Annotated in this window: 28 protein-coding genes; 3 read left to right on the forward strand and 25 right to left on the reverse strand. The window is 70.5% G+C overall.

Going from position 1 to position 21,482, the window contains the following annotated elements; all coding sequences use genetic code 11:
• Positions 1–9 precede the first annotated feature (9 nt).
• The 24 genes from rpmD to rpsL all read right to left on the reverse strand — a co-directional run bounded on the left by rpmD (position 10) and on the right by rpsL (position 14,249).
• A complete protein-coding gene (gene rpmD, locus FN207_RS00945; protein WP_110005323.1) occupies positions 10–189 on the reverse strand; it encodes a 50S ribosomal protein L30 in 180 nt (59 codons plus the stop codon).
• A 1-nt stretch (position 190) separates the two neighbouring features.
• The gene (rpsE, locus tag FN207_RS00950) at positions 191–805 is read right to left on the reverse strand and encodes a 30S ribosomal protein S5 (protein WP_072919083.1); all 615 of its coding nucleotides are present in this window, start codon (positions 803–805) and stop codon (positions 191–193) included.
• A 40-nt stretch (positions 806–845) separates the two neighbouring features.
• Positions 846–1,268, reverse strand: coding sequence for a 50S ribosomal protein L18 (gene rplR, locus FN207_RS00955; RefSeq protein ID WP_142456532.1), 423 nt, complete (start codon positions 1,266–1,268; stop codon positions 846–848).
• On the reverse strand, positions 1,268–1,807 hold the full coding sequence (gene rplF, locus FN207_RS00960; RefSeq protein ID WP_142456533.1) for a 50S ribosomal protein L6: 540 nt from the start codon (positions 1,805–1,807) through the stop codon (positions 1,268–1,270). Before rplF ends, rplR begins: the two co-directional genes overlap by 1 nt.
• 14 nt (positions 1,808–1,821) lie before the next feature.
• A complete protein-coding gene (rpsH, locus tag FN207_RS00965) occupies positions 1,822–2,226 on the reverse strand; it encodes a 30S ribosomal protein S8 (protein WP_425454171.1) in 405 nt (134 codons plus the stop codon).
• A gap of 123 nt (positions 2,227–2,349) precedes the next feature.
• Positions 2,350–2,535, reverse strand: a complete 186-nt coding sequence (locus FN207_RS00970; RefSeq protein ID WP_093578191.1) for a type Z 30S ribosomal protein S14 — start codon at positions 2,533–2,535, stop codon at positions 2,350–2,352.
• Positions 2,536–2,571: 36 nt separating this feature from the next.
• The gene (gene rplE / locus FN207_RS00975) at positions 2,572–3,156 is read right to left on the reverse strand and encodes a 50S ribosomal protein L5 (protein WP_110905732.1); all 585 of its coding nucleotides are present in this window, start codon (positions 3,154–3,156) and stop codon (positions 2,572–2,574) included.
• Positions 3,157–3,158: 2 nt separating this feature from the next.
• Positions 3,159–3,500: a 50S ribosomal protein L24 gene (gene rplX, locus FN207_RS00980; protein ID WP_425459839.1), complete on the reverse strand. Its 342-nt coding sequence runs from the start codon at positions 3,498–3,500 to the stop codon at positions 3,159–3,161.
• Between the two features lie 2 nt (positions 3,501–3,502).
• The gene (gene rplN, locus FN207_RS00985; RefSeq protein ID WP_073421359.1) at positions 3,503–3,871 is read right to left on the reverse strand and encodes a 50S ribosomal protein L14; all 369 of its coding nucleotides are present in this window, start codon (positions 3,869–3,871) and stop codon (positions 3,503–3,505) included.
• A gap of 222 nt (positions 3,872–4,093) precedes the next feature.
• On the reverse strand, positions 4,094–4,393 hold the full coding sequence (gene rpsQ / locus FN207_RS00990; RefSeq protein ID WP_093578193.1) for a 30S ribosomal protein S17: 300 nt from the start codon (positions 4,391–4,393) through the stop codon (positions 4,094–4,096).
• Positions 4,390–4,623 (reverse strand): 50S ribosomal protein L29, encoded by a 234-nt coding sequence (gene rpmC / locus FN207_RS00995; RefSeq protein WP_093578194.1) that lies wholly within the window; start codon positions 4,621–4,623, stop codon positions 4,390–4,392. Before rpmC ends, rpsQ begins: the two co-directional genes overlap by 4 nt.
• Complete coding sequence (gene rplP, locus FN207_RS01000) at positions 4,623–5,039, reverse strand: 50S ribosomal protein L16 (RefSeq protein WP_093578195.1); 417 nt, start codon at positions 5,037–5,039, stop codon at positions 4,623–4,625. The genes rpmC and rplP overlap by 1 nt, the downstream gene beginning before the upstream one ends.
• Before the next feature lie 3 nt (positions 5,040–5,042).
• Positions 5,043–5,966, reverse strand: a complete 924-nt coding sequence (gene rpsC, locus FN207_RS01005) for a 30S ribosomal protein S3 (RefSeq protein WP_142456534.1) — start codon at positions 5,964–5,966, stop codon at positions 5,043–5,045.
• The gene (rplV, locus tag FN207_RS01010) at positions 5,966–6,457 is read right to left on the reverse strand and encodes a 50S ribosomal protein L22 (RefSeq protein ID WP_110905734.1); all 492 of its coding nucleotides are present in this window, start codon (positions 6,455–6,457) and stop codon (positions 5,966–5,968) included. Before rplV ends, rpsC begins: the two co-directional genes overlap by 1 nt.
• A gap of 25 nt (positions 6,458–6,482) precedes the next feature.
• The gene (gene rpsS / locus FN207_RS01015; protein WP_089402109.1) at positions 6,483–6,764 is read right to left on the reverse strand and encodes a 30S ribosomal protein S19; all 282 of its coding nucleotides are present in this window, start codon (positions 6,762–6,764) and stop codon (positions 6,483–6,485) included.
• A gap of 23 nt (positions 6,765–6,787) precedes the next feature.
• The gene (rplB, locus tag FN207_RS01020; protein WP_093578198.1) at positions 6,788–7,621 is read right to left on the reverse strand and encodes a 50S ribosomal protein L2; all 834 of its coding nucleotides are present in this window, start codon (positions 7,619–7,621) and stop codon (positions 6,788–6,790) included.
• 43 nt (positions 7,622–7,664) lie between these two features.
• Positions 7,665–7,967 (reverse strand): 50S ribosomal protein L23, encoded by a 303-nt coding sequence (rplW, locus tag FN207_RS01025; protein WP_110905735.1) that lies wholly within the window; start codon positions 7,965–7,967, stop codon positions 7,665–7,667.
• Positions 7,964–8,767, reverse strand: a complete 804-nt coding sequence (rplD, locus tag FN207_RS01030; RefSeq protein WP_185938095.1) for a 50S ribosomal protein L4 — start codon at positions 8,765–8,767, stop codon at positions 7,964–7,966. The genes rplW and rplD overlap by 4 nt, the downstream gene beginning before the upstream one ends.
• On the reverse strand, positions 8,764–9,429 hold the full coding sequence (rplC, locus tag FN207_RS01035; protein ID WP_142456535.1) for a 50S ribosomal protein L3: 666 nt from the start codon (positions 9,427–9,429) through the stop codon (positions 8,764–8,766). The genes rplD and rplC overlap by 4 nt, the downstream gene beginning before the upstream one ends.
• A 15-nt stretch (positions 9,430–9,444) precedes the next feature.
• Positions 9,445–9,750 carry a 30S ribosomal protein S10 gene (gene rpsJ, locus FN207_RS01040; protein WP_014742859.1) on the reverse strand — a complete coding sequence of 102 codons (306 nt, stop codon included), beginning with the start codon at positions 9,748–9,750 and terminating at the stop codon, positions 9,445–9,447.
• 166 nt (positions 9,751–9,916) lie between these two features.
• Positions 9,917–11,110, reverse strand: a complete 1,194-nt coding sequence (gene tuf / locus FN207_RS01045; protein WP_142456536.1) for an elongation factor Tu — start codon at positions 11,108–11,110, stop codon at positions 9,917–9,919.
• A gap of 89 nt (positions 11,111–11,199) precedes the next feature.
• Positions 11,200–13,299: an elongation factor G gene (gene fusA, locus FN207_RS01050; RefSeq protein ID WP_142456537.1), complete on the reverse strand. Its 2,100-nt coding sequence runs from the start codon at positions 13,297–13,299 to the stop codon at positions 11,200–11,202.
• Positions 13,300–13,404: 105 nt separating this feature from the next.
• Positions 13,405–13,875 carry a 30S ribosomal protein S7 gene (gene rpsG / locus FN207_RS01055; protein ID WP_073421335.1) on the reverse strand — a complete coding sequence of 157 codons (471 nt, stop codon included), beginning with the start codon at positions 13,873–13,875 and terminating at the stop codon, positions 13,405–13,407.
• Entirely contained in the window at positions 13,875–14,249 is a 375-nt protein-coding gene (gene rpsL / locus FN207_RS01060) for a 30S ribosomal protein S12 (protein WP_012950487.1), read from the reverse strand. Before rpsL ends, rpsG begins: the two co-directional genes overlap by 1 nt.
• Before the next feature lie 620 nt (positions 14,250–14,869).
• On the opposite strand from rpsL, the gene FN207_RS01065 reads away from it, so the two are divergent.
• From FN207_RS01065 to FN207_RS01075, 3 genes are all read left to right on the forward strand, one after another.
• Positions 14,870–15,835, forward strand: a complete 966-nt coding sequence (locus FN207_RS01065; protein ID WP_142456538.1) for a chymotrypsin family serine protease — start codon at positions 14,870–14,872, stop codon at positions 15,833–15,835.
• A gap of 143 nt (positions 15,836–15,978) precedes the next feature.
• Positions 15,979–16,209 carry a hypothetical protein gene (locus FN207_RS01070; RefSeq protein WP_093578206.1) on the forward strand — a complete coding sequence of 77 codons (231 nt, stop codon included), beginning with the start codon at positions 15,979–15,981 and terminating at the stop codon, positions 16,207–16,209.
• 86 nt (positions 16,210–16,295) lie between these two features.
• Positions 16,296–17,339: an LLM class F420-dependent oxidoreductase gene (locus FN207_RS01075; protein WP_142456539.1), complete on the forward strand. Its 1,044-nt coding sequence runs from the start codon at positions 16,296–16,298 to the stop codon at positions 17,337–17,339.
• A 182-nt stretch (positions 17,340–17,521) separates the two neighbouring features.
• Here FN207_RS01075 and FN207_RS01080 read toward each other — a convergent pair whose 3' ends face one another.
• Entirely contained in the window at positions 17,522–21,427 is a 3,906-nt protein-coding gene (locus tag FN207_RS01080; protein WP_142456540.1) for a DNA-directed RNA polymerase subunit beta', read from the reverse strand.
• Between the last annotated feature and the right edge of the window lie 55 nt (positions 21,428–21,482).

Consider the following 21,482-nt stretch of genomic DNA (forward strand, 5'->3'; position numbering starts at 1 on the left):
GGTCCCTGCTCAGATCTCTTCGACGGTGACGAGGTGCGTCACCGTGGCGACCATCCCGCGGATCTCGGGACGGTCCTCCTGCACGACCGTGTCGTGGATCCGCTTGAGGCCCAGCGAGCGCAGCGTCTGCCGCTGGTTGGGCTTCGAGCCGATCGCCGACCGGACCTGGGTGACCTTCAGCTGCGCCATGTCAGACCCCCTGACCCGCACGCGCCCGCAGCATGGCCGCGGGGGCGACGTCCTCGAGGGGCAGCCCGCGACGGGCGGCGATCTCCTCGGGGCGGACGAGGTCCTTCAGCGCCTGCATGGTGGCGTGCACGATGTTGATCGGGTTCGACGAGCCGAGGCTCTTCGAGAGCACGTCGTGGATGCCGGCGCACTCGAGCACGGCACGCACCGGGCCACCGGCGATGACACCGGTACCGGGGCTGGCCGGCTTGAGCAGCACGACGCCGGCCGCCGCCTCACCCTGCACCGGGTGCGGGATGGTGCTGGCGATGCGCGGCACCTTGTAGAAGTGCTTCTTGGCCTCCTCGACGCCCTTGGCGATGGCCGCGGGCACCTCCTTGGCCTTGCCGTAGCCGACGCCCACGGTGCCGTCACCGTCGCCGACGATCACCAGCGCGGTGAAGCTGAAGCGCCGACCGCCCTTGACGACCTTCGACACGCGGTTGATGGCCACCACGCGCTCGATGAAGTTGCTCTTCTCGGCAGGCGCGCCGCCGGGCCCCCGCCCGCCGTCACGACGGTCACGGCGGTCGTTGCCGCCGCCGGCGCCGCCGCCGCGTCGCTGTGGTCCTGGCATCAGACGTCCCTCTCGATCTGCTGGTTGACGGTGCTGGTCATCAGAAGTCCAGCCCGCCCTCTCGTGCACCGTCGGCGAGCGCGGCGATGCGGCCCTGGTAGCGGTTGCCACCCCGGTCGAAGACGACCTTGGTGATGCCGGCGGCCTGGGCACGCTCGGCGACCAGGGTCCCGACGCGGCGGGCCAGGGCGGACTTGTCGCCCTCGGCCTGGCGCAGGCTGGCGTCCAGCGTCGAGGCGCTCACCAGCGTACGGCCGACGGTGTCGTCGACGACCTGGACGTGGATGTGCCGCGAGCTGCGGTTGACCACCAGGCGCGGACGCTCCGCCGTGCCGGCGACCCGCTTGCGGAGCCGGTTGTGGCGGCGCAGCCGCGAGACACGGCGCGCGGTGCTGACGTCGGTGCCGACGGGCGTGTGCACCCGGGCCCGCTTGGCCCCGTTCTGTGAACTGGTCTGTGCCATCACTTACCCGTCTTCCCGACCTTGCGCTTGACGACCTCGCCCTGGTAGCGGACGCCCTTGCCCTTGTAGGGGTCGGGCCGGCGCAGCTTGCGGATGTTGGCGGCCACCTGGCCGACCTGCTGCTTGTCGATGCCGGTGACCCGCAGGCGGGTCGGCGACTCGACGGTGAAGGTGATGCCCTCCGGCGCCCGCACGGGAACCGGGTGGCTGAAGCCGAGGGCGAACTCCAGGTCCGACCCGCGGGCCTGGACGCGGTAGCCGACGCCGACGATCTCGAGGGTCTTGGTGTAGCCCTCGGTCACCCCGGTGATCATGTTGGCGATCAGGGTGCGGGACAGACCGTGCAGGGCCCGGCTCTCGCGCTCGTCGTTGGGCCGCTGGACGCTCAGGGTGCCGTCCTCGGTGCGGTCGACGGTGATCGGCGTCGCGACGGTGTGGGCCAGGGTGCCCTTGGGGCCCTTCACGCTGACCGTCTGGCCGTCGATGGTGACGTCGACGCCACCGGGCACCGGAATCGGCAGTCGTCCGATCCGTGACATCTCGCTCGCTCCTCTTACCAGACGTAGGCGAGGACTTCCCCGCCCACGCCCTTCTTGTTCGCCTGCCGGTCGGTCAGCAGCCCGGTGGAGGTGGAGATGATCGCCACCCCGAGGCCGCCGAGCACCTTGGGCAGTGCGTTCGACTTCGCGTAGACCCGCAGGCCCGGCTTGGACACCCGGCGCACCCCGGCGATGCTGCGCTCGCGGTTCGGGCCGTACTTCAGGTCGATCACGAGCTCCTTGCGGGTGGAGCCGTCCTTCTCGACCTCGTCGACGCGCCAGCCGGCGATGTAGCCCTCCTGCTGGAGGATCTCGGCGATGTGCGTCTTGAGCTTCGACGACGGCATCGCTGCCGAGTCGTGGTAGGCCGTGTTCGCGTTGCGCAGCCGCGTGAGCATGTCCGCGATCGGGTCGGTCATCGTCATGGGTGTCGTGCCTCTCTCGCCGCGGTTCCGCACGCGTCCCTCGCGTGGGCCTGTCGGCGACCGGGTGGTGCTGTGGTCCCGCCCCGCGCGGTCAGCGCGCGGGGCGGGGACGTGCGACTACCAGCTGGACTTGGCCACGCCGGGCAGCTCGCCGGCGTGCGCCATCTCCCGCAGGCAGATCCGGCACAGGCCGAACTTGCGGAAGACGGAGTGCGGACGACCGCACCGCTGGCAGCGGGTGTAGCCGCGGACCGCGAACTTGGGCTTGCGGGCCGCCTTGTTGATCAGCGCCTTCTTGGCCATCTCGGTGTCTCCCTGCTCCTCTGTCCGGTGCCCGGCTCAGCGGATGGTGGTGACGACGGTCTGGCCGGCGAACGGGAAGCCCAGGAGGCGGAGCAGCTCGCGACCCTCCTCGTCGTTCGTGGCGGTGGTGACCAGCGTGATGTCCATGCCGCGCGGCCGGTCGATCTTGTCGACGTCGATCTCGCGGAACATGGACTGCTCGGTCAGGCCGAACGTGTAGTTGCCGTGCCCGTCGAACTGCTTGGCGTTCAGGCCGCGGAAGTCGCGGATACGGGGCAGGGCCAGCGCCAGGAGCCGGTCGAGGAACTCCCACATGCGGTCGCCCCGGAGGGTGACCTTGGCGCCGATGGGCATGCCCTCGCGCAGCTTGAACTGGGCGATGGACTTGCGGGCCCGGACGACGGCCGGACGCTGGCCGGTGATGGCGGTGAGGTCGCGGACCGCGCCGTCCATCAGCTTGGCGTCGCGGGTGGCCTCGCCGACGCCCATGTTGACCACGATCTTCGTCAGCCGCGGGATCTGCATGACGTTCTCGTAGCCGAACTCGTCCTGCAGGGCCGGCGCGATCGACTCGCGGTAGTGCGCCAGCAGACGCGGGAGCTCACGGGTGGGTGCAGTCATCGTCAGAGGTCCTTACCGGTCCGCCGCGACACCCGGATGTTGCGGCCTTCCTCGTCCTTGCGGGAGCCGATGCGGGTCGGGTTGCCCTCGGAGTCGATCACCATCACGTTGCTCACGTGGATGGGAGCCTCCTGGGTGACGATCCCGCCCTGCTGCGCGCCCCGCTGGTTCGAGCTGATGCGGGTGTGCTTCTTCACCCGGCCGACGCCCTCGACGAGGACCTTCTGCAGCTTGGGGTAGGCGGCGATCACCCGGCCACGGGCGCCCTTGTCCTTGCCGGCGAGCACCACGACGGTGTCGCCCTTCTTGACCTTCATGGACGGCGTCTTCTCGTTCTTCGCCATGGTCAGAGCACCTCCGGGGCCAGCGAGATGATCCGCATGAAGCGCTTGTCGCGCAGCTCGCGGCCGACGGGGCCGAAGATGCGGGTGCCGCGCGGGTCGCCGCTGTCGCGGATGATCACCGCGGCGTTCTCGTCGAAGCGGATGTAGGAGCCGTCGGGACGACGACGCTCCTTGGCGGTGCGGACGACGACGGCCTTGACCACGTCGCCCTTCTTGACGCCGGCGCCGGGGATGGCGTCCTTCACGGTGCCGACGATCACGTCACCGATGCCCGCATAGCGCCGCCCGGACCCGCCGAGCACCCGGATGCAGAGGATCTCCTTCGCACCGGTGTTGTCGGCGACCCGGAGCCGCGACTCCTGCTGGATCACGTCCTACTCCCAATCTCAGTGGTGACAGCCGGGCCGGAACGGTGAACCGGCTGTCCGGTACCCACGTGCGGACGCACCGGCAGCGCTTGCCGCCGGTGCGTCCGACACGGGAACCGGGATGTGGCGCTCACCCGGAGGGGCGCCAGTCGTCCAGGGTACCCGGTCCCGCGACCCGCCCCGGAGGGCGTGGGTCACAGGGCCTGTGAGGACCCCCGACGGGTCTTACTTGGCCTTCTCGAGGACCTCGACCAGCCGCCACCGCTTGGTGGCCGACAGCGGCCGGGTCTCCATGATCTGCACGCGGTCACCGATGCCGGCGACCCCCTGCTCGTCGTGGGCCTTCAGCTTGCTCGTGCGGCGCAGGACCTTGCCGTAGAGGCCGTGCTTCACGCGGTCCTCGACCTCGACGACGATGGTCTTGTCCATCTTGTCGCTGACGACGAGGCCCTCGCGGACCTTGCGGTACCCACGACCGGCCAGGCCGGGGCCGCTGGCGACAGCGGCGTTGTCGGTCTCGCTCATGCCACACCCTCGTTCGGGGCGACCGAGAGACCCAGCTCGCGCTCGCGCATGATCGTGTAGATCCGCGCGATGTCGCGACGCACGGTCTGCAGTCGCCGGTTGTTGTCCAGCTGGCCCGTGGCCACCTGGAACCGCAGGTTGAACAGTTCTTCCTTGTGCTCACGCAGCCGCGTGGCGAGCTCGTCGGCCGAGAGCTCGCGCAGCTCCGGGGCGGTCAGACCGGCGGCCATCACACCTCTCCTTCGCGCGTGATGAAGCGGCACTTCATGGGCAGCTTGTGGATGGCGCGGCGCATGGCCTCGCGGGCCACGGGCTCGGACACACCCGACAGCTCGAACATGACGCGACCGGGCTTGACGTTGGCCACCCACCACTCGGGCGAGCCCTTGCCGGACCCCATGCGGGTCTCGGCCGGCTTCTTGGTGAGCGGACGGTCCGGGTAGATCGAGATCCAGACCTTGCCGCCACGGCGGATGTGCCGGGTCATGGCGATACGGGCGGACTCGATCTGCCGGTTCGTCACGTAGGCCGGCTCCAGGGCCTGGATGGCGTACTCACCGAAGTTGATCTCGGTGCCGCCCTTGGCCCGGCCGGAGCGGCCCGGGTGGTGCTGCTTGCGGTGCTTGACGCGCCGTGGGATCAGCACGTGTCAGCCCTCCGTCGTCTCGGTCGCGGTCGACTCGGCCGCGGCGGTCGCCTCGGGGCCGGCGGCCTCGGCGACGGTCTGCTCGGGCGCGATCTCACCCGAGGTCACGGCCACGGTGCTGTCGGCCGCCGTGGTGTCGGCCGCCGTCTCCGGGCCGGTCGAGGACTCGGCCGCGGCGCGGCCGGCCTCGGTGCCACCGGCGGTGGTGCCGCTGGAGCCCGAGCGGCGCGGCCGCTGCGGGCGCTCGCGGCGCTGCTGCCGGGCGGCGAGGGCCTCGAGGGCCTCGCGCTCGGCACGGGAGCCGCTGACGTCGCCCTTGTAGATCCACACCTTCACGCCGATGCGGCCGAAGGTGGTGCGGGCCTCGTACAGGCCGTAGTCGATGTTCGCGCGGAGGGTGTGCAGCGGCACGCGACCCTCGCGGTAGAACTCCGACCGGCTCATCTCGGTGCCGCCCAGGCGCCCGGAGCACTGCACCCGGATGCCCTTGACCTGCGGGCTGCGCTGAGCCGACTGCATGGCCTTGCGCATGGCGCGGCGGAAGCTGACGCGGCTCGACAGCTGCTCGGCCACGGCCTGGGCCACGAGCTGCGCGTCGGCCTCGGGGTTCTTCACCTCGAGGATGTTCAGCTGCACCTGCTTGCCGGTGAGCTTCTCCAGCTCGCCGCGGATGCGGTCGGCCTCGGCGCCGCGGCGGCCGATGACGATGCCCGGCCGGGCGGTGTGGATGTCGACCCGGACCCGGTCACGGGTGCGCTCGATCTCCACCTTCGAGATGCCGGCGCGCTCCATGCCCTTGGTCATGAGCTTGCGGATGGCCACGTCTTCCTTGACGTAGTCCTTGTAGAGCTTGTCGGCGTACCACCGGGACTTGTAGTCGGTGGTGATGCCCAGGCGGAACCCGTGCGGGTTGACCTTCTGACCCACTAGCGGGTCCCTCCCCTCGTGTTGGAGCGCTGCTGCGTGCCCTGCTGCTGCCCGGTCTGCTGCGATGCCGGGCCGGACTGGCCGGTGCGGCGACGGGCGGTGCGCGACTTGCCGGCGAGCTCGGCGCTGGCGCCGACCTCGCTCACCTCGACGGTGATGTGGCTGGTCCGCTTGTTGATGCGGTAGGCGCGGCCCTGGGCGCGCGGCCGGATCCGCTTCATGGTCGGGCCCTCGTCGACGTAGGCCGCGCTCACGACGAGCGCCGCCGGGTCGAGCCGGAGGTTGTGCTCGGCGTTGGCGACGGCGCTGGCGACGACCTTGGCCACCGGCTCGCTGGCGGCCTGCGGGGCGAACCGCAGCAGCGCCAGGGCCTCGTCGGTGGGCAGGTAGCGGATGAGGTCCACCACCCGCCGTGCCTTCATGGGGGCGACGCGGACGCCACGGGCGATGGCCCGGGCGACCTGCGTCTCCTCACCCAACTGGGAAGTCATCTCGTGTCTCTCTCTCAGACCAGGCTCAGCCGCGCCGCGACCGGCGGTCGTCCTTGACGTGACCCCGGAAGGTCCGGGTCGGGGCGAACTCGCCGAGCTTGTGCCCGACCATGGCCTCGGTCACGAAGACCGGGACGTGCTTGCGACCGTCGTGCACGGCGATGGTGTGGCCGAGCATGTCCGGGATGATCGTCGAGCGACGGGACCAGGTCCGGATGACGGTCTTGGTGCCCTTCTCGTTCTGCGCGTCCACCTTCTTGAGCAGGTGGTCGTCGACGAACGGGCCCTTCTTCAGGCTGCGTGGCATGTCTGTCGGACTCCTCTACCCGCTCAGCGCTTCTTGTTGGTGCGCCGGCGGCGCACGATCAGGGCATCACTGGCCTTGCGCTTGCGCGTGCGGCCCTCCGGCTTGCCCTTCGGGTTCACCGGGTGGCGACCACCGGAGGTCTTGCCCTCACCACCACCGTGCGGGTGGTCCACCGGGTTCATGGCGACACCGCGGACGGTCGGGCGCTTGCCCTTCCACCGCATGCGGCCGGCCTTGCCCCAGTTGATGTTCGACTGCTCGGCGTTGCCCACCTCGCCGATGGAGGCGCGGCAGCGGACGTCGACGTTGCGGATCTCGCCCGAGGGCATCCGCAGCTGGGCGAAGCGGCCCTCACGGGCGACCAGCTGGACGCTGGTGCCGGCCGAACGGGCGATCTTCGCCCCGCCACCGGGACGCAGCTCGATGGCGTGGACCACCGTGCCGACCGGGATGTTGCGCAGCGGCAGGTTGTTGCCCGGCTTGATGTCGGCCGCGGGGCCGCACTCCACCGTGTCGCCCTGCTTCAGGCGGGCCGGCGCGATGATGTAGCGCTTCTCGCCGTCGGCGAAGTGCAGCAGCGCGATGCGGGAGGTGCGGTTCGGGTCGTACTCGATGTGCGCGACCTTCGCCGGCACGCCGTCCTTGTCCGCCCGACGGAAGTCGATGACGCGGTAGGCGCGCTTGTGGCCGCCGCCCTGATGGCGAGCGGTGACCTTCCCGTGGACGTTGCGCCCGCCGCGACCGTGCAGCGGTCGGACCAGCGACTTCTCGGGATGGTCGCGGGTGACCTCGGCGAAGTCGGCGACGCTCGAGCCACGGCGGCCCGGCGTCGTCGGCTTGTACTTGCGGATAGCCATTGCTGACTCAGTCCTCTATCTCTGGTCCGAACGGCCCGGGCGCTCAGGCGCCGGGACCACCGAAGATCTCGATGCGGTCACCGGGGGCCAGCGACACGATGGCGCGCTTGGTGTCCTTGCGCTTGCCCATCTGCGTGCCGCGGCTGCGCTTGCGCTTGCCCTGGCGGTTGATCGTGTTCACGGAGAGGACCTTCACGTTGAAGACCTGCTCGACCGCGATCTTGATCTGGGTCTTGTTGGCCTCGGGCAGCACCACGAACGTGTACTGGTTGTCGTCCAGCAGCCCGTAGCTCTTCTCCGAGATGACCGGCGCCAGCAGGACGTCCCGGGGGTCGCGGACGCTCATGCCTTCTCCTCGGTGCTGTCGGTGGCGGTGTCGACGTCCAGGTCGGTGGTGCCCTGGGCCGGCTGGATCGACGGGATGGCGCCGGGGATGTCCGGCGTCGTCAGGTCGGGCTTGACCAGCGAGGTGCCACCGGCGGTGCCGTGCCCGCCGGACACGAACTCGGCCAGCGCCGTCTCGGTGAAGACCACCTCGTCGCTGACCAGGACGTCGTAGGTGTTGAGCTGGCCGGCGTCGATGAGGTGCACGCGCGGCTCGTTGCGCAGGCTCACCCAGTTGAGGACGTCGTCGCGGTCCAGGACCACGAGCACCCGCTTGGCGCCGGTGATCGTGTTCAGGGTCGCCAGGGCGGCCTTGGTCTTCGGGGCGTCCCCGTCGACGAAGGTGCTGACGACGTGCACGCGGCCCTCGCGCGCCCGGTCGGAGAGGGCACCGCGCAGGGCGGCGGCCTTCATCTTCTTGGGCGTGCGCTGCGAGTAGTCCCGCGGCTGGGGGCCGTGGACGGTGCCACCGCCGGCGAACTGCGGGGCGCGGATGGAGCCCTGACGGGCCCGGCCGGTGCCCTTCTGGCGGTAGGGCTTGACGCCACCACCGCTGACGGCGCCACGCGTCTTGGTCGAGTGCGTGCCCTGGCGGGCCGCGGCCAGCTGGGCCACGACCACCTGGTGCAGCAGCGCGACGTTCGCCGTGCGGTCGAACAGGTCACCGGGCAGCGTGACGCTGCCGGCGGTCTCCCCCGCCGGCGTGCGGACGTCGACCTGGCGGTCGGCGCGCGCGCCCTCGGTCACGGTGGACTCGGTCACTTGGTGTCACTCCCCACGGGGCCGCCCTTGACGGCCGAACGGACGAGCACGAGGCCGCCCTTCGGACCGGGGATCGCGCCCTTGATCAGCAGCAGCCCGCGCTCGGTGTCCACCTTGTGGACCACGAGCGACAGGGTCGTCGTCCGGACGGCGCCCATGCGCCCGGCCATCTTCAGGCCCTTGAACACGCGGCCGGGGGTGGAGGCGCCACCGATGGAGCCGGGCGACCGGTGCTTGCGCTGGGTGCCGTGCGCCGCGCCGAGGCCCTTGAAGCCGTGACGCTTCATGACACCGGCGGTGCCCTTGCCCTTGCTCGTGCCGATGACGTCGACCTTGGCCACGCCGTCGAACACGTCGACGGTCAGCTCCTGGCCGGTCGTGTACTGGCCGGCGTCCTCGGTGCGCAGCTCCACCACGTGGCGGCGGGGCGTGACACCCGCCTTCGCGAAGTGCCCACCCTCGGGCTTGTTCACCTTGCGGGGGTCGATCGCACCGAAGCCGAGCTGGACGGCCGCGTAGCCGTCGACCTCGGGGGTGCGCACCTGCGTCACCACGTTGGGGCCGGCCTTGACGACGGTCACCGGCACCATGCGGTTGTTCTCGTCGAAGACCTGGGTCATCCCCAGCTTCTCGCCGAGGAGTCCGCGGAACGTACTCGCCATGACTGGTCTCGGTCCTTACTGGATGTTCACGTCGACCGAGGCCGGCAGGTCGATGCGCATGAGCGCGTCGACCGTCTTCGGCGTCGGGTCGAGGATGTCGATGAGCCGCTTGTGCGTGCGCATCTCGAAGTGCTCGCGCGAGTCCTTGTACTTGTGCGGCGAGCGGATGACGCAGTACACGTTCTTCTCCGTCGGCAGCGGCACCGGGCCGACGACGCGCGCACCGGTCTTGGTGACCGTGTCGACGATGCGCCGCGCCGAGGCGTCGATCGCCTCGTGGTCGTAGGCCTTCAGCCTGATGCGGATCTTCTGTCCCGCCATCGCTGTCTCTCGCTCCTGCCGATCGCTGTTCTGCTAGCTGGGGAACGCCGGGTGCGTCCGGACGTCATCCGGTCTGGCCCCAGCGGATGGGTGGCGGTGCACACACGTGTGTGCCCGGCACCCGAGGACGGGCGGCGGCCGCAACCGGCCGCCGCCCGTCAGGATGTCACTTGATGATCTTGGTGACGCGACCCGCGCCGACGGTACGGCCACCCTCGCGGATGGCGAAGCGCAGGCCCTCCTCCATGGCGATGGGCTGGATGAGCTCCACCGTCATCTCGGTGTTGTCGCCCGGCATGACCATCTCGGTGCCGGCCGGCAGGGTCACGACGCCGGTGACGTCGGTCGTCCGGAAGTAGAACTGCGGACGGTAGTTGTTGAAGAACGGCGTGTGACGGCCACCCTCGTCCTTCGAGAGGATGTAGACCGAACCCTCGAAGTTGGTGTGCGGGGTGATCGAGCCGGGCTTCACGACGACCTGGCCGCGCTCCACGTCCTCGCGCTTGATGCCGCGCAGCAGCAGACCCACGTTGTCGCCGGCCTGGCCCTGGTCGAGCAGCTTGCGGAACATCTCGACGCCGGTGACGGTCGTCTGGGTCGAGGTGGGGCGGATGCCGACGATCTCGACGGTCTCCGACACCTTGACGATGCCGCGCTCGACGCGACCGGTGACGACGGTGCCACGACCGGTGATGGTGAAGACGTCCTCGACGGGCATGAGGAACGGCTTCTCGATCTCACGCTGCGGCTCGGGGATCGCCGTGTCGACGGCGTCCATGAGCTCCATGAGCTTGTTGCCCCACTCGGCGTCGCCCTCGAGGGCCTTCAGCGCCGAGACGCGGACCACGGGGACGTCGTCGCCCGGGAACTCGTACTCGCTGAGCAGCTCGCGGACCTCGAGCTCGACGAGCTCGAGGATCTCCTCGTCGTCGACCATGTCGGCCTTGTTGAGCGCCACGACGATGTAGGGGACGCCGACCTGGCGGGCCAGGAGGACGTGCTCCTTGGTCTGCGGCATCGGGCCGTCGGTCGCGGCGACCACCAGGATCGCGCCGTCCATCTGCGCCGCACCGGTGATCATGTTCTTGATGTAGTCGGCGTGCCCGGGGCAGTCGACGTGCGCGTAGTGACGGTTCTCCGTCTGGTACTCGACGTGCGCGATCGAGATCGTGATGCCGCGGGCCTTCTCCTCGGGCGCCTTGTCGATCTGGTCGAAGGCGGACGCCTCGTTGAGGTCCGGGTACTTGTCGTGCAGCACCTTGGTGATCGCCGCGGTGAGCGTGGTCTTGCCGTGGTCGATGTGCCCGATGGTGCCGATGTTGACGTGCGGCTTGGTCCGCTCGAACTTGGCCTTGGCCACTGGGTTCCTCTCCTCGTGGTGTCGCAGTCGTGCTGACGCTGGGGTGGGCTTGCTGGGGGGCCGGGCGGGGGACTACCCCGCCCGGCGGGTCACTCGCCGGTGGCCTTGGCGATGATCTCCTTGGCCACGTTCTGCGGGACCTCGGCGTAGGTGTCGAACACCATGGTGTAGCTCGCCCGCCCCTGGGTGCGGCTGCGCAGGTCGCCCACGTAGCCGAACATCTCCGAGAGCGGGACCAGGGCCCGGACGACGCGGGCGCCGGAGCGCTCCTCCATCGCCTGGATCATCCCGCGCCGGGAGTTCAGGTCGCCGATGACGTCGCCCATGTAGTCCTCGGGCGTGACGACCTCGACGGCCATCATCGGCTCGAGCAGGGCCGGGCTGGCCTTGCGCGCGGCCTCCTTGAAGACCATCGAGCCGGCGATCTTGAAGGCCATCTCCGAGGAGTCGACCTCGTGGTACTGGCCGTCGACCAGGGTGGCCTTGACGCCCACCATCGGGTAGCCGGCGAGGATGCCGTACTGCATGGCGTCCTGCATGCCCTGGTCGACCGAGGGGATGTACTCCCTCGGGATGCGACCACCGGTGACGGCGTTGACGAACTCGTAGGTCGGGCCGTCGGCGGTGACCTCGAGCGGCTCGATGTTCACCTGCACCTTGGCGAACTGGCCGGACCCACCCGTCTGCTTCTTGTGGGTGTAGTCGACCTTCTCGACCGCCTTGCGGATGGTCTCGCGGTAGGCGACCTGCGGCTTGCCGACGTTGGCCTCGACCCGGAACTCGCGCCGCATGCGGTCGACGAGGATCTCCAGGTGGAGCTCGCCCATGCCGGAGATGACCGTCTGACCGGTCTCCTCGTCGAGGCGGACCTGGAAGGTCGGGTCCTCCTCGGCCAGCTTCTGGATCGCGGTGCCGAGCTTCTCCTGGTCGCCCTTGGTCTTCGGCTCGATGGCGACCGAGATGACCGGGGCCGGGAAGGTCATAGACTCGAGGATCACCGGGTTCTGCGGGTCGCAGAGGGTGTCACCCGTGGTCGTCTGCTTCAGGCCGACGACAGCGACGATCTGACCGGCGCCCACGCCCTCGCGCTCCTCGCGCTTGTTCGCGTGCATCTGGTAGATCTTGCCGATCCGCTCCTTGCGGTCCTTGGTGCTGTTGAGCACCGGGGACCCGGAGTTGAGCCGGCCCGAGTAGACCCGGACGTAGGTCAGCTTGCCGAGGTGCTGGTCGGTCTGGATCTTGAAGGCCAGCGCGGAGAACGGCTCGTCCTCGTCGGCGTGCCGCAGGACCTCGGTCTCGCCGTCGAGGGCGGTGCCCACGATGGCCTCGATGTCCAGCGGGCTGGGCAGGTAGTCGACGACGGCGTCGAGCAGGGGCTGCACGCCCTTGTTCTTGAACGCCGTGCCGGTGAGCACCGGGTTGACCTGCGCGGAGATGGTGGCCTTGCGGATGGCCGCCTTCAGCCGCTCGACGGAGATCTCCTCGCCGCCGAGGTAGGCCTCCATGAGCTCGTCGTCGGTCTCGGCGATGACCTCGAGCAGCTTCTCGCGGTACTCGGCGGCCTGGTCGGCGAGCTCGGCGGGGATCTCCTCGATGGCGTAGTCCTCGCCCATCTTGGTCTCACCGCGCCAGGTCAGCGCCTTCATCTGCACCAGGTCCACGACGCCGATGAAGTCGGCCTCGGCACCGATGGGCAGCTGCAGGACGGCCGGGTTGGCGGCGAGCCGCTCCACCATCATGTCGACGCAGCGGAAGAAGTTCGCACCGGTGCGGTCGAGCTTGTTGACGAAGCACATGCGCGGGACGCCGTACTTCTCCGCCTGCCGCCAGACCTGCTCGGTCTGCGGCTCCACGCCGGCGACGCCGTCGTACACGGCCACCGCACCGTCGAGCACGCGCAGGGACCGCTCCACCTCGACGGTGAAGTCGACGTGCCCCGGGGTGTCGATGATGTTGATGTCGTGGCCGTTCCAGGTGCACTTGGTCGCGGCGGACGTGATGGTGATGCCGCGCTCCTGCTCCTGCTCCATCCAGTCCATCGTGGCCGCGCCGTCGTGGACCTCACCGATCTTGTAGTTGATACCGGTGTAGAAGAGGATGCGCTCGGTCGTCGTGGTCTTGCCGGCGTCGATGTGCGCCATGATCCCGATGTTGCGGGTCTTGCGGAGCTGGGCCTCGTTGCTGGCCATCTCTGTCTCCTCTTTGTCTCTGGTCCGCGTGCGGGTGTCCGGGGGTGGCCCGGCGTCCCCCGCCGGCGGGTGCTGGTGGACGGGTGCGTCACCAGCGGGGTGCGACTACCAGCGGTAGTGCGCGAAGGCCTTGTTCGACTCGGCCATCTTGTGGGTGTCCTCGCGGCGCTTGACCGCGGCACCGAGGCCGTTGCTGGCGTCGAGCAGCTCGTTCATGAGGCGCTCGGTCATCGTCTTCTCGCGGCGCGCCCGGCTGTACTGGATGAGCCAGCGCAGGCCGAGGGTGGTGCTGCGGGAGGCGCGGACCTCGACCGGGACCTGGTAGGTGGCGCCACCGACACGGCGGCTGCGGACCTCGAGGGCCGGCTTGACGTTGTCCAGCGCGCGCTTGAGCGTGACCACCGGGTCGGTGTCGGTCTTGGCGCGGGCACCCTCGAGGGCGCCGTAGACGATCGCCTCGGCGACCGAGCGCTTGCCGTCGACCAGGACCTTGTTCACCAGCTGGGTGACCAGCGGCGACTGGTAGACCGGGTCGGCGACCAGAGGACGACGCGGGGCGGGGCCCTTGCGCGGCATTAGCTCTTCTCCTTCTTCGCGCCGTACCGGCTGCGAGCCTGCTTGCGGTTGCGGACACCCTGGGTGTCCAGCGAGCCACGGATGATCTTGTAACGCACACCCGGGAGGTCCTTCACGCGGCCGCCGCGCACGAGCACCATCGAGTGCTCCTGCAGGTTGTGGCCGACGCCCGGGATGTAGGCGGTCACCTCGATGCCACTGGTGAGGCGGACGCGAGCGACCTTGCGCAGCGCCGAGTTCGGCTTCTTCGGCGTCGTCGTGTACACGCGGGTGCACACGCCGCGACGCTGAGGGGAGCCCTTCAACGCCGGGGTCTTGGTCTTCTCGACCTTGTCCTCGCGGCCCTTTCGGACCAGCTGGTTGATCGTGGGCATGGGTGGCCTGGATCTCCTACCTGCGCTGGGTCGTGCTGTGGACGGTGCTGCTGTCGTGTCGTGTCGCCGGTGCCGGTCCTGCCGGGGTCGTCCCCCCAGGTCGCGAGCCATTCACCGGCCCCCGCGGTCGGGCGTGTCACCCTTCCCGGGACCGGCCTGTGATCGGACCGGACGGGTCGCCCCCCGCGACTCGGCGCCGCCACCTCCGGGACCGTCCGTCGTGGACGATTCCCCGGGGCGGACCCGCGGCCTGGAGGACGGACCTCCGGACACCCAGGCGCACCGCGAACGGGAGCAGGCCCAGGGCACCCTGGGCACGGCTGCCCACGATACCCGCGTGCTGGGGACCGGTCAAAGCCGGGTCCCGGAGCCCGAGCGGGCAGGGCCTGCCTGCCACCCGGGCCCGCTCGACGGGGACAACGGTGCGGGGCCGCCGGCCATTCCCGGTGGCCCCGGAGCCGTCCGCGACGGTCCCGGGGGGGGAGGCCGCACTGTACCGCGGTGGACGCCCCGCGCCAGGGGTGCGACGCAGGGATCCGAGGCGCGTCGGCCCGCGCGACTGTCGGCACCTCCCCCTACCGTCGGTCCCAACGAGACCACTCACCGCTACGGAGGCCACCGTGCAGATCGACTCGGCGCGCGAGCTCAAGGCCCGCCTGTCCGCCCGGCTGGCCGAGGGCTTCGCCCCGGTGCGCGCGAGCGGGCTGGGCGGACGGCTGTGGACCCGGCCGGCCATCGGGCTGGCCCCCGTCGGACCCGGGCGCGCCCACCTGGCCATCCGCGTCTCCGCCCCGGAGGACGCCCGTGTGCTCCTGACCGGCCTCGACGACGCGGTGCGCGCGCAGGTCGACGTCCGGGTGACCGGGCCGATACTGCCCTTCTCCTCCCCCGCCCCGGCCGACCTCCAGCGGCGCACCCGGCCGCTGCACCCGGGGCTGTCGGTGGCCCACCCCGCGGTGAGCGCCGGGACGCTCGGGGGCTTCGTCCGGCTCGGCGGCCGCCTGGCGATCCTGTCGAACAACCACGTCCTCGCCGCCAGCGACGCCGGGGCCGTCGGCGACGCGGTCCTGCAGCCCGGGCCGGCCGACGGCGGGGTCCCGGCCGACCGGGTGGCCACGCTCAGCGGCTTCCAGCCCCTCTCCGACGGTCCCAACCGGGTCGACGCCGCCGTCGCCGTCCTCGACGAGGGCGTCGACGCCGAGCCGGGGCGGGTGCCGGGTGGCCCGCTGGCGGCCACCGTGGCCGACGGCGAGGAGGTCGAGCCCGACGAGGAGGTCGAGAAGGTCGGCCGCACCACCGGGCACACCCGCGGGCGGGTCACCGCCGTGGAGGTCGACGGCGTCGCCGTCCAGTACGACGACGGCGTGCACGTCTTCGACGACCAGATCGAGATCGAGGGGCTGTCCGGGGCGTTCTCCGAGGGCGGGGACAGCGGCTCGGTCATCTGGCGCAGCGCCGACCGCGTGCCCCTGGCCCTGCTGTTCGCCGGCAGCAGCGAGGGCGGCAGCAACGGGGCCGGGCTGACCTTCGCCAACCCGCTGTCGACGGTGCTGGCCACCCTGGGTGTGGAGTGGGTCGCCTCCTGACCTCCTGAGGACGTTCCCCCGGGTCAGGGGGATGTCGCTCCGGGCGGGAACGAGGCACCATGGGGGGCGACCGAGCCCGCGCGGCCGTCCGGGATCCCCCGAGTCCCGGGCACCCGGCGCGCGGGCGTCAGCGAGGAGACCTCGTGACCGACCGTGCCGCCGCCCGCGCCGCCAAGACCACGCTCGCCGGTCAGCTGTCCGCCCAGCCCGGCGTCGTCGGCATCGGGCTGGCGCGGCGGGACAGCGGCTACGTGGTCAAGGTCGACGTCGCCGACGCGGCCGCGGCCGGCCTGGTCCCCCGCGACGTCGACGGCGTCCGGGTGGTCACCGAGGTCGTCGGCGTGATCCGGCCCCTGCGCAGCCGCACCGCCTGAGCCGCTCCCGCACGTCCCGGGGCACGCCGCCCCCGCTACGGTCGCCGGAGGCGCCGACGCGGGCGCCGCCGACCAGAGGAGTGCAGGTGCGCATCGGCATCCAGGCCAGTTACGCGGGGGGTTTCCAGGAGACGGCGGCGGAGATCGTCGACCTGGAGGCCGCGGGGCTCGACCTCGCCATGTGCGCGGAGGTCTACACCTTCGACGCCGTCAGCCAGCTCGGGTACCTGGCCGCCGTCACGCAGCGGGTCGAGCTGATGAGCGCCATCCTGCCCATCTACAGCCGCACGCCGGCCCTGACGGCGATGACCGCGGCCGGGCTGGACTTCGTCTCCGGCGGCCGCTTCACCCTGGGCCTGGGCGCCTCGGGCCCGCAGGTCATCGAGGGCTGGCACGGCGTCCCCTACGACGCGCCGCTGCAGCGCACCCGCGAGGTCGTGGAGATCTGCCGCCAGGTGTGGCGCCGGGACCGGCTGGTGCACGAGGGCCCGAAGTACACCGTGCCGCTGCCGGCCGAGCAGGGCACCGGCCTGGGCAAGCCACTCAAGCTCATCAACACCCCGGTCCGCGAGCGGATCCCGGTGATGCTGGCCGCGCTCGGTCCCAAGAACGTGGAGCTGGCCGCGGAGATCGCCGAGGTGTGGGAGCCGATCTGGTTCATGCCGGAGCGCGCCGACGACGTCTGGGGCGACTCGCTGCGGGCCGGCAAGGCCAAGCGCGACGCGGAGCTCGGCGACCTGCAGGTCATCTGCGGCGTGCCCGTGGCGATCGGCGAGGACGTCGACCACCTGCACGACGCCGTCCGGCCGCAGCTGGCGCTCTACGTCGGCGGGATGGGCGCCAAGGGCAAGAACTTCTACAACGACCTGGCACGGCGCTACGGGTACGAGGAGGCGGCGGAGACCGTCCAGGAGCTCTACCTGGGCGGCAAGAAGGACGAGGCGGCCGCGGCGCTGCCCGACGACTTCGTCCGCAAGGTGTCGCTCATCGGCCCGGAGTCCTACGTCGCCGAGCGGGTGTCCGCCTACGCCGAGGCCGGCGTCACCACCCTCGCCCTGCAGCCGCTCGACGACAGCCGCGAGGGCCGGCTGCGCACCGTGGAGACCATGCGCCGCCTGGCCGACGCGTAGGACCGGTGTTGCGTCACGTGACACTGCCGTCGTCCTAGCTCACCTCCGAGCGTCCTGGCTCACCGTCGGCGGTGAGCCAGGACGCGGCACGATCAGGTGACCTGATCGTGCCGCGTCCCCCACACGCGGAAGGGCCCCGCAGATCTCGCGATCTGCGGGGCCCTCCTCACGTGCTGCGGGGATCAGCCCCGCCAGTCGTACTCCTCGAGGCGCACGGCCTCACCGGAGCCCGACCCGAAGACGTCCGGGCTGTAGTACTGCCCGTCGTCGTACCCGGCCATCGTGTAGACGGCGGCGCGGGCCTCCTCGGTCGGCTCGACCGTGATGTTCCGGTAGCGGCTGATGCCCGTACCCGCCGGGATCAGCTTGCCGATGATCACGTTCTCCTTGAGGCCGAGCAGGCTGTCGCTCTTGCCCTGGATCGCGGCGTCGGTGAGCACCTTGGTCGTCTCCTGGAAGGAGGCGGCCGACAGCCACGACTCGGTCGCGAGCGAGGCCTTGGTGATGCCCATGAGCACCGGACGGGCCGAGGCCGGCTCGCCGCCCTCGGCGACGACGCGGCGGTTCTCGGTCTCGAACAGCGTCCGCTCGACCAGCGCACCGGGGAGGAACTCCGTGGCGCCCGAGTCGATGATGGTCACCCGCTTCAGCATCTGGCGGATGATCACCTCGATGTGCTTGTCGTGGATCGACACGCCCTGGCTGCGGTAGACCTCCTGGACCTCGCGGACGAGGTGCAGCTGCACCTCGCGCGGGCCCATGATCCGCAGCACCTCGTGCGGGTCCACCGCACCCTCGGTGAGCTGCTCGCCGACCTCGACGTGCGCACCGTCCTCGACCCGCAGCCGCGACCGGCGCGACAGCTTGTCGTAGACGACCTCGTCGGAGCCGTCGTCCGGGGTGATGGTCAGCTTGCGGAACTGCTCGCCGTCCTCGATCCGGACGGAGCCGGCCAGCTCGGCGATCGGGGCCTTGCCCTTGGGGACGCGGGCCTCGAAGAGCTCCACCACACGCGGCAGACCGTGGGTGATGTCCTCACCCGCGACACCACCGGTGTGGAAGGTGCGCATCGTCAGCTGGGTGCCGGGCTCACCGATCGACTGGGCGGCGATGATGCCGACCGCCTCGCCGACGTCCACGAGCTTGCCGGTGGCCAGCGACCGGCCGTAGCAGGTCGCGCAGGTGCCCAGCAGGGACTCGCAGGTCAGGACGCAGCGGACCTTGACCTCGGCGACACCGGCGTCGACCAGGGCGCCGATGAGCACGTCACCCAGGTCCTCACCGGCCCGCGCGATCAGCGTGCCGTCCTCGGCCGTCACGTCGGCGGCCAGGGAGCGGGCGTAGACGCTGGTCTCCACGTGCGCGTCCCGGGTCAGCGTGCCGTCGATCACGGTCGCGATCGGCATGATCACGCCGCGCTCGGTGCCGCAGTCCTCCTCGCGGATGATGACGTCCTGGGAGACGTCGACCAGCCGGCGGGTGAGGTACCCGGAGTCCGCGGTACGGAGCGCCGTGTCGGCCAGACCCTTGCGCGCGCCGTGCGTGGAGATGAAGTACTCCAGCACCGACAGACCCTCCCGGAAGTTGGCCTTGATCGGCCGCGGGATGATCTCGCCCTTCGGGTTGGCCACCAGGCCGCGCATGCCGGCGATCTGGCTGATCTGCATCATGTTGCCTCGGGCGCCCGAGTTGACCATGACCCAGACCGGGTTGGTGGTGGGGAAGTTGTCCACCATCGCCTGGCTGACCTCGGCCCGCGCGCGGGTCCAGATCTCGATCAGCTCACCACGACGCTCGGCGTCGGTGATGACACCGCGCTCGTACTGCCGCTCGATGCCCCGGGCCTCGGCCTCGTGCCGGTCGAGGATCTCCTGCTTCGCCGGCGGGGTGACGACGTCGTCGATGGCGATCGTGACACCCGAGCGGGTCGCCCAGCGGAAGCCGGCCGACTTGAGGGCGTCCAGCGTCGCCGCGACCTGCACCTTGGGGTAGCGCTCGGCGAGGTCGTTGACGATCGCCCCGAGCTCCTTCTTCGGCACCTGGTAGTTGACGAAGCGGTAGTCCTCAGGCAGGGCCTCGTTGAACAGCACCCGGCCCAGGCTGGTGCGCACCAGCGCGGGGGCACCCGGGGTCCAGTCCTCGGGCTGCTCCCAGTCCTCGTTGACCTTGCCGTTGTCGACGCCGAACACCTCGTCGAGGCGGATCAGCGCCCGCTCCTGCAGACCCAGCGCACCCTTGTCGTAGGCCATGATCGCCTCGGCCGTCGACGCGAACGCCGCCGGCTGGCCACCCTCGGCCTCGTGCCGGCTCGGCACCAGGGTGGTCAGGTGGTACAGGCCCAGCACCATGTCCTGGGTCGGCGCGGTGATCGGGCGACCGTCGGCCGGGCTCAGGATGTTGTTGCTGGACAGCATGAGGATGCGGGCCTCGGCCTGCGCCTCGGCCGACAGCGGCAGGTGGACCGCCATCTGGTCACCGTCGAAGTCGGCGTTGAAGGCGGTGCAGACCAGCGGGTGGATCTGGATGGCCTTGCCCTCGACCAGCTGCGGCTCGAAGGCCTGGATGCCCAGGCGGTGCAGCGTCGGCGCGCGGTTGAGCAGCACCGGGTGCTCGGTGATGACCTCCTCGAGCACGTCCCAGACCACGGGACGGGCGCGCTCGACCATGCGCTTGGCGCTCTTGATGTTCTGCGCGTGGTTGAGGTCGACCAGCCGCTTCATGACGAAGGGCTTGAACAGCTCCAGCGCCATCTGCTTGGGCAGGCCGCACTGGTGCAGCTTCAGCTGCGGGCCGACGACGATGACCGAACGGCCGGAGTAGTCGACGCGCTTGCCGAGCAGGTTCTGGCGGAACCGGCCCTGCTTGCCCTTGAGCAGGTCGCTCAGGGACTTCAGCGGACGGTTGCCCGGACCGGTGACCGGACGGCCGCGGCGGCCGTTGTCGAACAGCGCGTCCACGGACTCCTGGAGCATCCGCTTCTCGTTGTTCACGATGATCTCGGGCGCGCCGAGGTCGAGCAGCCGCTTGAGCCGGTTGTTCCGGTTGATCACCCGGCGGTACAGGTCGTTCATGTCGCTGGTGGCGAAGCGGCCACCGTCGAGCTGCACCATCGGGCGCAGGTCCGGCGGGATGACCGGGACGCAGTCCAGCACCATGCCCATGGGCGAGTTGCGGGTCTGCTGGAACGCCGCGACGACCTTGAGCCGCTTGAGGGCCCGCAGCTTGCGCTGGCCCTTGCCGTTGCGGATGGTGTCGCGCAGCGAGGCGGCCTCGGCGTCGAGGTCGAAGTCGGCCAGCAGCTTCTGCAGGGCAGCGGCACCCATGCCGCCCTCGAAGTACTCACCGAAGCGGTCGCGCAGCTCGCGGTAGAGGCCCTCGTCGGCGATGAGCTGCTTGACCTCGAGCTTGCGGAAGGTGTCGAGCACCTCCTCGAGGCGGTCGATCTCCCGCTGGGCGCGGTCGCGCAGCTGGCGCATCTCGCGCTCGCCGCCCTCGCGCACCTTGCGGCGGACGTCGGACTTGGCGCCCTCCGCCTCGAGCTCGGCCAGGTCGGCCTCGAGCTTCTGCTGACGGGCCTCGACGTCGGCGTCGCGCCGGCTCTCGAGGTTGTGCTTCTCCGCGCTGATCTCGGCCTCGATCGTCGGGAGGTCGCGGTGGCGCGCCTCGTCGTCGACCGTGGTGATCAGGTAGGCGGCGAAGTAGATGATCTTCTCGAGGTCCTTGGGCGCCAGGTCGAGCAGGTAGCCCAGGCGCGAGGGGACGCCCTTGAAGAACCAGATGTGGGTGACCGGCGCGGCCAGCTCGATGTGGCCCATCCGCTCGCGGCGGACCTTGGCCCGGGTCACCTCGACGCCGCAGCGCTCGCAGATGATGCCCTTGAAGCGGACGCGCTTGTACTTGCCGCAGTAGCACTCCCAGTCCCGGGTGGGACCGAAGATCTTCTCGCAGAAGAGACCGTCCTTCTCCGGACGGAGCGTGCGGTAGTTGATGGTCTCGGGCTTCTTCACCTCACCGTGCGACCACTGACGGATGTCGTCGCCGGTGGCCAGACCGATGCGGAGCTCGTCGAAGAAGTTGACGTCGAGCACTGAGTGGACCCCTTTCCCGGGGCTCGGTTACTGCTTTTTCGATCGGTTGTCGGGG

The sequence above is a fragment of the Geodermatophilus aquaeductus genome (assembly GCF_900182545.1).
In the GTDB taxonomy this organism is placed as follows: Bacteria; Actinomycetota; Actinomycetes; order Mycobacteriales; family Geodermatophilaceae; genus Geodermatophilus; species Geodermatophilus aquaeductus.